The sequence below is a fragment of the Bacteroidota bacterium genome (genome assembly GCA_018816945.1).
In the GTDB taxonomy this organism is placed as follows: Bacteria; Bacteroidota; Bacteroidia; order Bacteroidales.
Window position 1 is genome coordinate 78,331 of sequence record JAHIVC010000027.1, and the last position, 14,204, is coordinate 92,534.

Here is a 14,204-nt window from a genome sequence, read left to right on the forward strand (position 1 = left end):
GTATAATAAGAAAAAATCAACTATTAATTTAAGATGAGTGGCTCATCAACCTTTTCTTTAAGGAGCGCCAAATCGATGAGTTCAATCATTTCATTAACATAATGAAAATTAAGTCCTTTGATATATTTCTCATTTATCTCCAATATATCTTTTTTATTATCTGCTGATAGAATGATGTCTTTAATTTTAGCACGCTTTGCAGCTAATATTTTTTCTTTTATTCCACCAACGGGAAGGACCTTGCCACGTAAGGTAATTTCACCGGTCATCGCGATATTATACCGCACTTTACGTTGAGTAAACGCAGAAGCTATCGCAGTAAACATTGTTACACCTGCTGAAGGGCCATCTTTTGGAGTTGCACCCTCAGGAACATGAATATGCAAATTCCATTTACTAAAAAGTTCCGGATCAATTCCAATTATACTCGAATGCGCTTTTAAATATTCATATGCCAGGGTTGCTGATTCTTTCATAACATCCCCGAGATTCCCTGTCATTGTGAGCAATCCTTTTCCTTTGCTCAAACTTGCTTCGATAAAAAGGATTTCACCTCCTACGCTTGTCCAGGCCAAACCCGTAACTACACCGGCAACATTATTTTTAATATGTTTATCTCTTTGAAATATCGGTCGGCCCAATACTGTAGCTAAATCGGATTCGCTTAATTTTCTGTCAAATTCCTTATTCATCACAATAAATTTGGCCTTGTTACGAATAATTTTTGCAATATTCTTTTCTAGTGAGCGTACCCCTGATTCACGGGTATAATCATCAATAATTTTTTCAACCACATTTTTGCCGAAAGAAAGCTGGCTTTTTTTCAACCCATGTTCAGCAAGCTGTTTTGGGATAAGGTGACGCCTTGCAATTTCTATTTTCTCTTCGATCAAATAACCACTTAAATCAATAATTTCCATACGATCCCTTAATGCAGAATGTATCGTCGATAAGGTGTTAGCTGTAGCGATAAACATGATTCTTGAAAGATCAAAATCAAGTTCTAAGTAATTATCGTAAAAGGAATTGTTTTGTTCAGGGTCAAGTATTTCAAGCAATGCAGATTGTGGATCACCTTGATTGGAATTCCCGCCAACTTTATCAATCTCATCCAATACAAAAACGGGATTCGACGACTTTGCTTTTTTTAAGTTTTGGATTATACGACCAGGCATAGCACCAATGTAAGTTTTTCGGTGACCACGCAATTCGGCTTCATCCCTAAGCCCACCAAGCGACATGCGGATGTATTTTCGATCAAGCGCACGTGCTACTGATTTACCCAATGAGGTCTTTCCAACACCTGGAGGGCCAACTAAGCAAAGAATGGGTGATTTCATATCATTCCTTAATTTGATCACTGCAAGGTGCTCAATAATGCGTTCCTTTATTTTTTCCAATCCGAAGTGATCTTCATCAAGGATTTTTTGTGCGCGATCCAAATCAAAATTATCCTGGGTATATTCATTCCATGGCAACTCCACTAAAACTTCAAGATAATTAAGTTGAATCGAATATTCAGCAGCTTGAGGGTTCATTCGCTGCAGCTTATTTAATTCTTTGTCAAATGCTTCCGAAGTTTCTTTCGACCACAATTTGCCTTTTGATTTATCTCTAAGTTCTTTTATTTCCTGCTCATTCGGATTCCCTCCCAGCTCATCCTGAATAGTCTTCAACTGCTGATTTAGCAAATAATCACGCTGTTGTTTATCTAAATCTATTTTTACCTTTTTCTGAATCTGATTTTTAAGTTCCAACACCTGTAATTCATCGGTTAAGGCTTTTAAAACTTTATTTGCCCGATCGTACAAATCGCTTACTTCAAGCAAAGTTTGCTTTTCTACTACATCAATATTCAAATTTGACGACACAAAATTTACCAGAAATACCGGGCTTTCAATGTTTTTAATGGCAAAACTTGCTTCAGTCGGAATATTAGGGGATTGCTTAATTATTTGAATTGAAAGATCTTTTAAGGATGATATTAAAGCATTGAAATTATCATCAGATTTAACCAACTCTCCTGAACCAAATTGGGTCACTTTAGCAATAATATAAGGTTCGTTTTGAACGAGAGCCTGAAGCGTAAATCTTTTTTTCCCCTGAATAATGGCAGTTGTACTTCCATCCGGCATTTGAAGAATCTTAATAATCTGGGCAACAGTTCCGATCGCGTTTAAATCTTTGAATTCAGGATCTTCAATATCAACATCTTTCTGGGCAACAACACCGATTATTGCTTTCTTTTTATAAGAATCCTTTATTAATTTGATGGACTTATCCCTTCCAACAGTAATCGGAATTACAACACCGGGAAACAATACGGTATTACGTAAAGGTAAAATAGGAAGCTCCTCAGGCACTTCCTCCGCATTCATCAATTCCTCATCTTCTGAGGATAATAAAGGGATAAATTCAGTGTCTGAATCGATGATATCTGTAAAATTCAATAAATCCATAAAAATAAAAATTTTTAGGCCATTCTGTCAGCATAATTTGTCAGTGCTCTGAAATGACTTAAAAATTACACCATTAATCCAGTATAAAACAGCTACTTAAATATACTAGTCCTCTTTTTATTATAGGTTACCTGTAATGTCAATTAATGTGCCAAACTCCTAGTTAAATCTGATGATCCTTTTGTTTTAGTTCAAATATGTGTGAAAATAAACCACGATCAATTTCGGTAAACGTCATCTCTCTTCTCGAATAAACTTGTTCAGCAGTGAGGATGGCTCTATCTAGTTTGTGATCGATCATTTTAGATGGGCTTCCCCAGGAAAATGAAGCAATAAAATTCCGTTGGTAACCAGATCCAAAAACGTTTGAGGCTATGCCAACAACCGTACCTGTATTAAACATGGTATTTATTCCTGTTTTTGAATGATCGCCCATAATCAGTCCACAAAACTGAAGCTTTGTATCCACAAAAGTACGTTTCCCGTAACTCCATAATCTAACGTCGTCATAAGTATTCTTTAAATTGGAATTATTGGTATCAGCACCAATATTGCACCATTCACCAATTACAGCATTTCCTAAAAAACCTTCATGTCCCTTATTTGAATATGCAAACATTACAACATTATTGAGCTCCCCTCCTACTTTGCAATATGGACCAATGGTGGTGGGACCATAAATCTTCGCTCCCATTTTCACTTGCGAATGTTTCCCCAAATAAAAAGGTCCCCGAATCATCGCACCTTCCATGATTTCAGCACCTTCATCAATGTAAATTGGCCCATTCGTTGCGTTTAAAATCGCATAATTGATAGTTGCGCTTGGATGTATATAAATATTTTCCCCTGATCCAATGTAGGTACAATTCCTGATCTCATTTGTGTGTTTTCCTAATTTTAAAAGATGAAAATCCTGAATTAAGGCTTCCCCGTTTCTTACAAAAATATCCCATGAATTTTCAAGAACAATTAAAGGATCAGTGAAATCAACTCTCTGATAATCATCTAAATCTTTGAATAAAGTATGTTCTTTCACTGTTTCAGACATAAAAGCAATGACCTCCCCATTATAGACAATGGCTTCTTTCAATTTTAGGGTGCTTATTTTTTCAAGCAACTTTTTTGAAGGGCAAACAGATCCATTTATCAAGATATTTTCATGTCCGATAACAAGAGGGAATTTCTTACTGAGATAATCTTCTGTTAAACTTGAAGTTTTTGCATCCAAATACTTCTCCCATTTCTCACGAATAGTGAGTATTCCAATTCTAATATCCGCCGTTGGCCTTAGAAAAGTCAAAGGAAGCAAGTTTATTCTTTTGCTCGTATCATATAAGATATAGTTCATGGCAAGGATAAATGTTTAAACAAAACTAACAATTTATTTTAATCTCAGATGAACAAAAAAAAAGCCCTTAAAAGATTAAGGGCCTTTTCGAAAAACGGTACAGTATTATTTACTCTTTTCGTAATGTGATTTGTATTTGGTTTTGAACTTATCAACCCTACCAGCCGTATCTATAAGCTGCATTTTACCAGTATAGAAAGGATGTGAAGTGTTTGAAATTTCTAATTTTACCAATGGATATTCTTTACCATCTTCCCATGCAATGGTATCTTTTGTATTAACTGTTGATTTTGTCAAGAATGCGTACTCATTGGACATATCTTTAAATACAACAAATCTATAATCTTTTGGGTGAATGTCTTTTTTCATCTTTAAATTCTTTGATTTTTCGGTCGGCAAAACTACATCTTATTCTTTAAAAAACAAAGCTAAAGCAAGTTTTTTTTATTCGTGAAACTCAGATTTCAAAAACGAAGTGCATTGAAATCTGTAAGATGAACGCTTGCCTGCCGAAATGCAGTACAGGCAGGAATCCCGATAGCGCAGCGTATCGGGATAAATGATTTTAATTCTCCGATGCTTGCATCGTCAATAAAAAGAATTTCCAAATAGATACCTTATCAGCTTGCTGCGAGGTAGTTCATTTTATTAATGGTAAAGTCAATAAGAATTCCATTGTATCAATTCCATCCGCATAATCCCATAAATTTGGCTGCTGACTTTGACCCGGTAATAAACTTTTTTTCACGCTAGTGTCTTCAGATATAATACATTGAATAGATTCACTCTGCAAATCCAATGAGTCATTCAATTCTTCAATATCCTTATAATATTCGTAATGTAAAACAGAAATCGGTGATGGAATAGAAGATTCCTCTCGGAGCAACACAAATCCATTATCAAAATGTTTGATGCGATTAACCAGTAAAATAGACTTATTATAATCGTAGTTATTGCGGTATTTATGATGGTTTTTCATCCATTCAAACTGCCCCATCGACCCGAGCAGATGATCAAACTTATATCCTTCGGGTACATATAGTTTCGATACATTTCGGCAACCTAATCCGAAATACCTTAAAATATCCTCTGAAAGTAAATCCAATCTTTTCTCTTCTCCGGTTAATACTGCAACACCATTTCTATTCTTCCGAATGATGTTTGGGTATTTAGCAAAATAATATTCGAAGTAGCGAGCACTGTTGTTACTTCCCGTGGCTATAACTGCCTCAAAATTGGTCAACCTCTCTTCGGTAAATTTGATCCTGTCGATAAACTGAGGTTCTAATAGAATTAATATTTCAGCGATAGCAGGAAGTAAATATTTATCGGAAGACGACAATTTGCCAATAAAGTCATTTCCGGAAGAAAGCACACAAATAAAATCATGAAACCCTACAATTGGTATGTTTCCGGCTAATACCACCCCTATTTTAAATCCATGATCAGAACCAATCCGAGTTTCATACTGATCAAGCCATTTCTTTAAATTTTCTTCTGTCAAAATTTTCGCCCATTGAGCAAGTGCATAGTCAATATTTTCTTCCGTAAACCACGCATTTGATTGAAATGCTTTGGTACACTCTTGTTTGAATTTGATATAATTTGCCAACTTTACTGCATCAATTGATTGATAATCATCATTAAGATAATAATTTAGGAATTGACCAAACTTTGCAAAGGTGGTTTGAGTTTTTGAGAAATCCATTTTTCTTTTAGTTTACAGGAACTTGAGATCAAAATTACAACTAATATTTATATCGATTCTTGACTATTATTAAGTCTAAATATTATATCTTTGTTTACTAATTAGTGTTAATTTAATCACAATATCATAACCATTTTAAAATCAACAGAATGAAAAAACATAACTTTTATGCTGGGCCTTCAATTCTCCCTCAATTTACTATTGAAAATACGATTAAGGCCATTGAAAATTTTTCGGATATGGGATTATCCCTTTTGGAGATCTCACATAGAAGTAAACAATTTATTGCAGTAGTAGATGAAGCAACTGCGCTTTTCAAAGAATTATTAAACATACCTGAAGGTTATTCTGTCATATTCCTTGGTGGTGGTGCCAGCACTCAATTTGCAATGGTCCCATTCAATTTATTGAATAAAAAAGCCGCCTATCTAAATACAGGAGTTTGGGCAAAGAAAGCACTAAAAGAGGCAAAACTCTTTGGCGAAGTTGAAGTTGTGGCTTCATCTGAAGATAAAAATTACTCTTACATCCCAAAAGGATATAAAATTCCTAAAGATGCTGATTACTTTCATATTACGACAAACAACACTATTTACGGAACCGAAATAAAAGAAGATATCTCTTCTGATATTCCATTGATTGCCGACATGTCATCTGACATTTTCAGCCGTCCAATGGATGTTTCAAAATATGCAATGATTTATGGTGGTGCTCAAAAAAATCTTGCGCCTTCCGGAGTTACTTTTGTTATTATTAAAAACGACATTTTAGGAAAAGTTAATCGAATGATTCCAACCATGTTTAAATATGAAACCCATATCGAAAACGAATCAATGTTTAACACTCCTCCGGTTGTGCCTATCTATGCAGCTTTACAAACACTTAAATGGTTAAAGGCTAATGGTGGCTTAACTAAAATGAAAGAGGTTAATGAGAAGAAAGCAGCTGTTTTATATGATGAGATCGACCGTAACCCATTATTCAAAGGTACTGCAAACAAAGAAGACAGATCACTTATGAATATTTGTTTTGTAATGAACGAAGGTTATGAAAAACACGAAGAAGCTTTCTCTACCTATGCAACTGCTCAAGGAATGGTAGGTCTAAAAGGTCATCGTTCAGTAGGTGGTTTCAGAGCTTCAACTTATAATGCACTGCCGATAGAAAGTGTTCAGGCATTGGTTAAAGTAATGCAAGATTTTGAAAAGAGCATCTCTTAAATAAATAATATTAAATAACAATCGATAGTCAGGGTTGTTTATAACGATCCTGACTATTACATATAAATGAAAAAATGAAAAAAGTATTAATAGCTACGGATAAGCCTTTTGCAAAAATCGCTGTAACACAGATAAAAGAAGTTTTTGATCAAGCTAACTACGAAACAATTATGCTTGAAAAGTACACAGATCAATCTGATTTTGTTAATGCAGTTAAAGATATTGATGCAGTCATCATAAGAAGTGATTTGGCAACAAAGGAAGTACTTGATGCAGCAAAAAATTTGAAAGTTATTGTTAGGGCCGGTGCGGGATTCGACAATATAGATTTGAAAGCTGCAACAGCAAATAATATCGTTGCGATGAATACACCCGGTCAGAACTCAAATGCAGTTGCCGAATTAGCAATAGGCATGATGGTTTTTATGGCAAGGGCGAAATTCAACGGTTCTTCCGGTACTGAATTAAAAGAAAAAACACTTGGAATCCATGCTTATGGAAACGTAGGTAAATATGTTGCTGCCATCGCCAAAGGTTTCGGAATGAAAGTTTATGCATTTGATCCTTATGTTGCAAAAGAAGCTATCGAAGCAGACGGTATAAAAGCTATTGCTACTGTTGAAGAATTATATCAAAAATGTCAATACATTTCATTGCACATTCCGGCTAATGAAAAAACCCGTGAAAGCATAAATTTCGAGCTTTTATCAAAAATGCCAAAAGGTGCAACCCTTGTTAATACTGCCCGAAAAGAAGTAATTAATGAAGCTGATCTTAAAAAAATATTTGAACTAAGAGAAGATTTCAAGTACTTATCGGATGTTGCCCCCAATTGTGCGGAAGAGCTTATGGCCTCATTTGAAAGCAGATGTTATTTCACCCCTAAAAAAATGGGAGCTCAAACTTCTGAAGCTAATATCAATGCAGGTATTGCAGCAGCAAAACAAATTGTAAACTTTTTAGAAAAGGGCGACAAAACATTCAAAGTGAATTAGTTCACCCGAAAACACGATCATAATTTTGAATTTATTTGGTCGTTAAAATAAAAATAAAAATTTCTGTAATGGAGAATATTAACGACAAACAATTTACATTTTTCAGGTTCGAAGATTTGCGTGTATACCATAAATCGATGGATTATGCTTTGTGGGTGAAACAAGTAAGCAATTCATTTTCCAATCTAGCAAATATTGACTTAGCCAATAAGTTTAATACCGCGGCATTATCAATTGCAATAAACATAGCCGAAGGATCTGCCAGAAATAAAAGCCAGTTTGTTTATTATTTAAAAATGGCTAAAAGTGTTCTGCGCGAGTGCCTTGTATATGGCTCTCTTGCATGTAGTTTGGAACTTATTACAGAAGAGGAGGAAATGCATTCAAGAAACCAACTCATGGAAATGACCAAAATGATCGGTGCACTCATTTCTTCACTTCAACGAAGTGCAGTAAAGGTTGAAGATGAATCTGAATCGGATTATGATTTTGATGCAAATTCCTATTAACAGTATTATTTCAATTAAAAAATAAAATGGCGATTTTAAAAGCATTTAAAGGAATCAGGCCTGTTGCTGATAAAGCTCAGGCAATTGCTTCTCGTCCCTATGATGTGCTTAACAGGGAAGAAGCCAGAATTGAAGCAGGTAATAATAAATATTCATATTTACATGTGATAAAACCCGAAATTGACCTTCCGGATGATATCGATTTACATAGTGAAGCTGTTTATAATAAAGGAAAAGAGAATTTCTTTAAGCTAATGGAAGAAAAGGTTCTTGTACAGGATGATAAGGAATACCTTTACATCTATGCTCAAACCATGAACGGAAAAACCCAGTACGGATTGGTAGGTGCTGCAGGAGTTGACGACTATATGAATAATGTCATAAAAAAACATGAATTAACACGTCCGGATAAAGAAGAAGACAGAATGAATCATGTTCGCACAAGTGGCATGAACTATGAACCTGTATTTTTTTCTTATCCTGCCGTAAAAGAGATTGATGATATTGTTGCTGAAGTAGTTAAGAATAAAGCCGTATACGATTTTACCAGTGATGACGGATTTGGTCATCATTTTTGGGTCATACGTGATCAAAACCAAATTGATCTGATTCTTAAAGCGTTTACCAAGCTTCCGGCCACTTATGTAGCGGATGGGCATCATAGGACCGCTGCAGCTGCACTTGTTGGCAATGAGCGTAAAAGAAACAATGCTAATCACACCGGCACCGAAGAATATAATTATTTCCTGGCTGTCCACTTCCCTGATAATCAATTGACGATTATTGATTATAACCGTGTTGTGAAAGATTTGAATGGCTTAAGTGCAGATGAGTTTATTGAAAAACTTAAAGGTGCGTTCAAAATTGAAGCGAAAGGAACAGAAATTTATAAACCGAAATCATTGCATAATTTTTCCATGTATTTAAAAGGTCAATGGTATTCGTTAACTGCTAAAGAAGGAACTTATGACGATAATGATCCAATCGGTGTTCTGGACGTTACCATTCTGACCAATCAGGTACTCGCTCCTTATTTAGATATCACAGATTTGCGCAGATCTCAACGTATTGATTTCGTTGGTGGGATCAGAGGACTTAGTGAATTGAAAAGAAGAGTTGATAATGGAGAAATGGAAGTCGCTTTTGCCTTGTATCCGGTTTCAATGCAACAATTGATCAATATTGCTGATTCAGGAAATATCATGCCACCAAAAACAACCTGGTTTGAACCCAAATTAAGAAGCGGTTTAATTATCCATGCACTCGACTAAATAAAAAATTGAGTAACCAAATATTAAAGCAACGTTAGCGTTGCTTTTTTTTGCAAAAATAATGGCTCCAGCTTGGATATGAGCCTGGAGTTTTAACTGGAGCCAAAATGCACGTGTGAACTTTTTGGTAGGATACAGTCTGTCTAACAAAATTTATAATTGAAAGCACTGTTACTAGTAGTTAATTCCGTTTTTCGGAAAAAGTCACCCTAAAAAATCAATTATTTTTAATTTATTTTGAATATTTTTTTTAATGCATTGATACTCTATCAATTAATTTTTTTAAATTTGAATAAAAAAATATGGAAAATACCAGCATAATTTATGAATTTTTAAAAAAAACAAACACTCCACTCAAAGGAGGTGAAATTTCAGAACTAACATCTCTTGATAAAAAAGTAGTTGATCAAGCTTTAAAATCTTTGTTGAAGGAAGGGAAAATTCATTCCCCAAAAAGATGTTATTACAGCGCGAAGTAGAAAAATAAAAGCCAGCATTATTTTTACTTGAAAGAGCTTTTATTATTATTAACATATTGTTTAAATGATGTGTGCAAAATAATATATTATATGGTTGTAGATTTCGATTAAATTATAATTTTGTAGAAAACACCTTCAATGAGTATTAAAAACGAAATTCAAAAATTCAAAAATATACTCCCCAAAAATGTTAATTTAATTGCTGTTTCTAAAACGAAGCCTAATGAAGATATTTTAGAAGCATACGGAGCAGGGCAATTACATTTTGGAGAAAACAAAGCTCAGGAAATGAGCGAAAAATACGCCCCCCTACCTCATGACATAAAATGGCATTTCATTGGTCACCTTCAAACTAATAAAGTTAAGTACATAATCCCTTTTGCTCATCTGATTCATTCGATCGACAGTATAAAACTTTTAGGTGAGGTTAATAAGCACGCATACAAAAATCAGCTAATTGTTGATTGTTTATTGCAATTTCACATTGCCACTGAAGAAACAAAATTCGGTCTTGACCTCAAAGAGGCACAATCCATTTTAGCTTGTGATTATTTTAAAACCCTATTGAATATTAGAATTGTAGGGATTATGGGAATGGCCACTTTAACTGATGACAAAGAAATGATCAGAAAGGAATTCAGGTATCTTAAGAATTGTTTTGATGAATTAAAAGAGGAATTTTATCCAAATACCACTTCGTTCAAAGAAATTTCAATGGGTATGACGGATGACTACCAGATTGCAATCGAAGAAGGAAGCACGATGGTTAGGATTGGAAGTGCAATTTTCGGAGCACGCAATTATTAATCAATTGGTAGCTCCCTTACCCCTTCCGATGGTTTAAATAAATAAAAAAGTGGTGTTCTACCGGTTTTAAATTTATATTCTTTAGTCACTTTTTTGTAAAAATCATCCAGACAATCTTTATCGACCAGACTGATGGTGCATCCTCCAAATCCGGCACCGGTCATTCGACTGCCAATGACACCCTCAACTTCTAAGGAGGCATTAACCAAACTATCCAGTTCCAAACCTGTAACCTCATAATTATCTCGTAAGGAAACATGCGATGCGTTTAACAAATTCCCGAACATGTTAAGATCATTATTTTTTAAAGCCTTTAATGATTCTTCAACCCGATAGTTTTCACTGACGATGTGATAAGCCCTGCGTTTGATCACCGGATTTGAGAAAAGATGCTCAATTTCTCTAAAGTCCTTTAAACTCAACTCGCTCAAATTGTTAATTTCTTTCGATCTCCTAACAATCTGCACGGCCTGATTACATTCGCTCACTCGTTCATTATATTTTGAATCGGCAAGTCCCCGTTCCTTATTTGTATTAGAAACTATCAATTGAAGATTGTTCAATTCTAATGGCGCATAGTTAAATTCTAAGGTGGCACAATCTAAGGCAATAGCATTGTTTTCTTTTCCAAATCCAACAGCAAACATATCCATGATTCCACAATTCACCCCAATAAATTCATTTTCCGATTTTTTGCATAATTTCACTAATTCCATTCGATCATATTCGGCACTAAAAATCTCATTTAGAGCAAAAGCGGTTACCATTTCAATAGATGCCGATGAAGAAAGTCCTGCTGCGGGCGGAATATTACCTGAATATAAAACGTCAAAACCCTTGATCTCAACCCCATTTTTTACAAACTCATTTACAATTCCAAGGGGATAATTAACCCAAACACCATCTTTTATCTTTTTTAGATTGTCAACTTGAACACTTGCATTAAATTCATAATTGGTTGACGCAAAATTGATTTTATCGGATGAGTTTGCACGTATTACCATATAAGTACCGGCATCAATGGCCATTGGAAAAACTTTACCTCCATTATAATCTGTGTGTTCACCGATTAAATTTACCCTGCCGGGAGCAAAAAAAACTTTTGGAAGATATTTATCTTTTTCAAAATAATTATCGAATTGAGTTATTAGCTTTGATGGATCCATCATTCAATTTAATTAAACTCAAAAATATCAAATTATCATCAAAAATGGCCTTAATTAAATACGGATTCAATAAAAGTACATCAACAAAAATGTTCAGTGATTCATCATTGTAAAATTTTTGAAGGACTTGACTTATCAATATGTATCATATAATTATAATAAGACACACTAAATGGCGAAGTATAATAACTTGGAATCCAAGAAGAAGAAAACATGGAACCAATACTCACAAAATTACTTCCCCGGTTAAAATATTTATTCCATTGATCATTTGCGTTGAGCCTATCCATTTCAACAAAAAAAGTTTTGTGTGTCCTGGAAAAAACATCATTCAATGAATTATATGGTGGGGATTTTAATTCAAAGCTCATTAGTCCAGCATTGTATGAGCTGGAAGTAAACCATCCATTTGTAAAGCTAAAACCCAGATTAGCATAATCATTCGCTAAGAGACCGATTTCATTACCCATCGTTCCACCATTCCCATTTGTATAATTAGCATTTCTTGCGACATGCATATTGTGTGCCCATACTACCGATTTTGCATGATTGAAATAGTTTCTTATCCATATGGTGTTCTCGGCCATGTAAAGATCTCGATAATCTAGAAATTTAAAAGTTTTATTATAATGATAAAGCATAACTTGTTTCATAACTGTTATTATTCTTGCATAAAGGTTAAACTCATGCAAACTACTCTCTGCTATTAATAAATCCTTATAATCATTAAAATTAACTTCTAGTTTTTCAATACTAGAGATTAAGGACAAATAAACAGCTTCAGATTGATTGGAATAGGATGTAGTTTTAAGTGAGTTCAGTGTAATAATGCTCTTGTCATATAATGCCTTATTGGTTTGATTTAAGTAGTCAATTACCAATTGCGAATTTTTATTATTTATTTGACAATCGTTCCCCATATAGATCATACGATCTTCTTCTGGTCTTCCTTTGTTATAATTACTCATCCACTCTAATAAAGTTTGTACTTCTTCAGTGTACCAAGTCCAAAAATGCATATGTTCAGTCATTAATCCTTTAATATCGGTAGTCCGACCTTCCCATATAGCATTATTTATCAGTAAAGATTCACCAAAATCTGCTTCCATTACAAAAACTTTAAACCCATGGTTTTCGACCAGATATTTGAATATCCGATGTTTGGCTTTAAAAAACTCAGAAGTTCCATGTGTAGCTTCGCCCAATCCAACTATACCTTTGTTGTGAAATACATCTAAACATCTTAATTGTTCATCGGTCCATTCAGACGGATTCTCAGGTAAGTGTACTAAAATATCAGATAAGGCTAAATTAAGCTTTTCAACATCGCTTAACCCATCAATATCTATTCCTGTGTTATTGCCTTTGGTCCAAACGGGAGTTTTATAATTGCATGAAATTGAGAATAAAACAAAAATAACCATTACTAATTTTATGCTAGATTTTAACATAATACTAATTTGATTTTTTTAAAAAATTATAATCTAATGGCCTCATATTTAGATTGTGTAAATATAAACAATAATAAATAAATATTAATTATGTATTGTAATAATTATAGAGGTTTCTAACCAATATTTTTATTGGCAATTTTTTTCTTCTTTCATTAAATATTAGTCATAAATGATGGCATTATTTACTTGGCTAAAAGCCTTTATATTTAGAAATTTATTTTTCTTTTGAAAAAAGATAGACTTGGAATTAAACATTAATCTTTCATTAGTAAACGAAATTGTTATTAGAAAGAATTTTATTACTTTTGCAAACGAAAAATTCATAAATGGATTTTTTAAAATTGGACCCGTAGCATAACTGGATACCTGCCTGCCGCAGGCAGGGTGCCCTTGACGAGGAAAAATAAAAATGTATTACATTTATGTAATAAGGAGTACAATTGATTCCAGACTGTATAAAGGAATCACAAATGATCTGGACAGACGGATCAAAGAACATGATACTGGAAAAAACAGATCGACCAAAGCTTACAGACCTTGGGAACTGGTTTATTTTGAAAAAGTGAACTCAAAAGCTGAAGCCAGAAATCGAGAAAAGTTTTTCAAATCTGGTATTGGAAGAGATTTTTTAAAAAGAAAATTGGACCCGTAGCATAACTGGATAGTGCCCTTGACTACGAATCAAGAGGTTGGAGGTTCGAATCCCCCCGGGTTCACGAAAAGACTGTTAGTATTAACTAACGGTCTTTTTTTTATGCACTGTTACATCCTGTATTTAGATTAACTTC

At 34.1% G+C, this 14,204-nt stretch carries 13 protein-coding genes and 1 tRNA gene; 8 read left to right on the forward strand and 6 right to left on the reverse strand.

All coding sequences use genetic code 11. The features are described 5' to 3' along the window. Positions 1 to 23 precede the first annotated feature (23 nt). The 4 genes from lon to KKG99_05445 form a co-directional block, all read right to left on the reverse strand. Positions 24 to 2,459 carry an endopeptidase La gene (gene lon, locus KKG99_05430; protein MBU1012427.1) on the reverse strand — a complete coding sequence of 812 codons (2,436 nt, stop codon included), beginning with the start codon at positions 2,457 to 2,459 and terminating at the stop codon, positions 24 to 26. Positions 2,460 to 2,622: 163 nt separating this feature from the next. Next, entirely contained in the window at positions 2,623 to 3,807 is a 1,185-nt protein-coding gene (locus KKG99_05435) for a GlmU family protein (protein ID MBU1012428.1), read from the reverse strand. A 105-nt stretch (positions 3,808 to 3,912) separates the two neighbouring features. Beyond that, the gene (locus tag KKG99_05440; GenBank protein ID MBU1012429.1) at positions 3,913 to 4,176 is read right to left on the reverse strand and encodes a type B 50S ribosomal protein L31; all 264 of its coding nucleotides are present in this window, start codon (positions 4,174 to 4,176) and stop codon (positions 3,913 to 3,915) included. 271 nt (positions 4,177 to 4,447) lie between these two features. Next, the gene (locus KKG99_05445) at positions 4,448 to 5,515 is read right to left on the reverse strand and encodes an acyl-CoA reductase (GenBank protein MBU1012430.1); all 1,068 of its coding nucleotides are present in this window, start codon (positions 5,513 to 5,515) and stop codon (positions 4,448 to 4,450) included. A 149-nt stretch (positions 5,516 to 5,664) separates the two neighbouring features. On the opposite strand from KKG99_05445, the gene serC reads away from it, so the two are divergent. The 6 genes from serC to KKG99_05475 all read left to right on the forward strand — a co-directional run bounded on the left by serC (position 5,665) and on the right by KKG99_05475 (position 10,796). Next, positions 5,665 to 6,735 (forward strand): 3-phosphoserine/phosphohydroxythreonine transaminase, encoded by a 1,071-nt coding sequence (gene serC, locus KKG99_05450; GenBank protein ID MBU1012431.1) that lies wholly within the window; start codon positions 5,665 to 5,667, stop codon positions 6,733 to 6,735. Positions 6,736 to 6,809: 74 nt separating this feature from the next. Beyond that, positions 6,810 to 7,730 carry a 3-phosphoglycerate dehydrogenase gene (locus tag KKG99_05455; GenBank protein ID MBU1012432.1) on the forward strand — a complete coding sequence of 307 codons (921 nt, stop codon included), beginning with the start codon at positions 6,810 to 6,812 and terminating at the stop codon, positions 7,728 to 7,730. Positions 7,731 to 7,798: 68 nt separating this feature from the next. Next, a complete protein-coding gene (locus KKG99_05460; protein MBU1012433.1) occupies positions 7,799 to 8,239 on the forward strand; it encodes a four helix bundle protein in 441 nt (146 codons plus the stop codon). 26 nt (positions 8,240 to 8,265) lie between these two features. Then, positions 8,266 to 9,510 (forward strand): DUF1015 family protein, encoded by a 1,245-nt coding sequence (locus KKG99_05465; GenBank protein ID MBU1012434.1) that lies wholly within the window; start codon positions 8,266 to 8,268, stop codon positions 9,508 to 9,510. Positions 9,511 to 9,812: 302 nt separating this feature from the next. Further along, positions 9,813 to 9,989, forward strand: coding sequence for a MarR family transcriptional regulator (locus KKG99_05470; GenBank protein MBU1012435.1), 177 nt, complete (start codon positions 9,813 to 9,815; stop codon positions 9,987 to 9,989). A 138-nt stretch (positions 9,990 to 10,127) separates the two neighbouring features. After that, positions 10,128 to 10,796 (forward strand): YggS family pyridoxal phosphate-dependent enzyme, encoded by a 669-nt coding sequence (locus KKG99_05475; GenBank protein ID MBU1012436.1) that lies wholly within the window; start codon positions 10,128 to 10,130, stop codon positions 10,794 to 10,796. On the opposite strand, the gene KKG99_05480 is transcribed toward KKG99_05475, so the two are convergent. Both KKG99_05480 and KKG99_05485 read right to left on the reverse strand, forming a co-directional pair. After that, positions 10,793 to 11,965, reverse strand: coding sequence for a galactokinase (locus KKG99_05480; protein MBU1012437.1), 1,173 nt, complete (start codon positions 11,963 to 11,965; stop codon positions 10,793 to 10,795). The genes KKG99_05475 and KKG99_05480 overlap by 4 nt on opposite strands. A gap of 101 nt (positions 11,966 to 12,066) precedes the next feature. Then, entirely contained in the window at positions 12,067 to 13,413 is a 1,347-nt protein-coding gene (locus tag KKG99_05485; protein ID MBU1012438.1) for an erythromycin esterase family protein, read from the reverse strand. A gap of 412 nt (positions 13,414 to 13,825) precedes the next feature. On the opposite strand from KKG99_05485, the gene KKG99_05490 reads away from it, so the two are divergent. Together KKG99_05490 and KKG99_05495 are read left to right on the forward strand one after the other, a co-directional pair. After that, positions 13,826 to 14,068 carry a GIY-YIG nuclease family protein gene (locus KKG99_05490; GenBank protein MBU1012439.1) on the forward strand — a complete coding sequence of 81 codons (243 nt, stop codon included), beginning with the start codon at positions 13,826 to 13,828 and terminating at the stop codon, positions 14,066 to 14,068. Beyond that, a tRNA-Arg gene (locus KKG99_05495) sits at positions 14,059 to 14,132 on the forward strand. Before KKG99_05490 ends, KKG99_05495 begins: the two co-directional genes overlap by 10 nt. Positions 14,133 to 14,204: the final 72 nt, after the last annotated feature.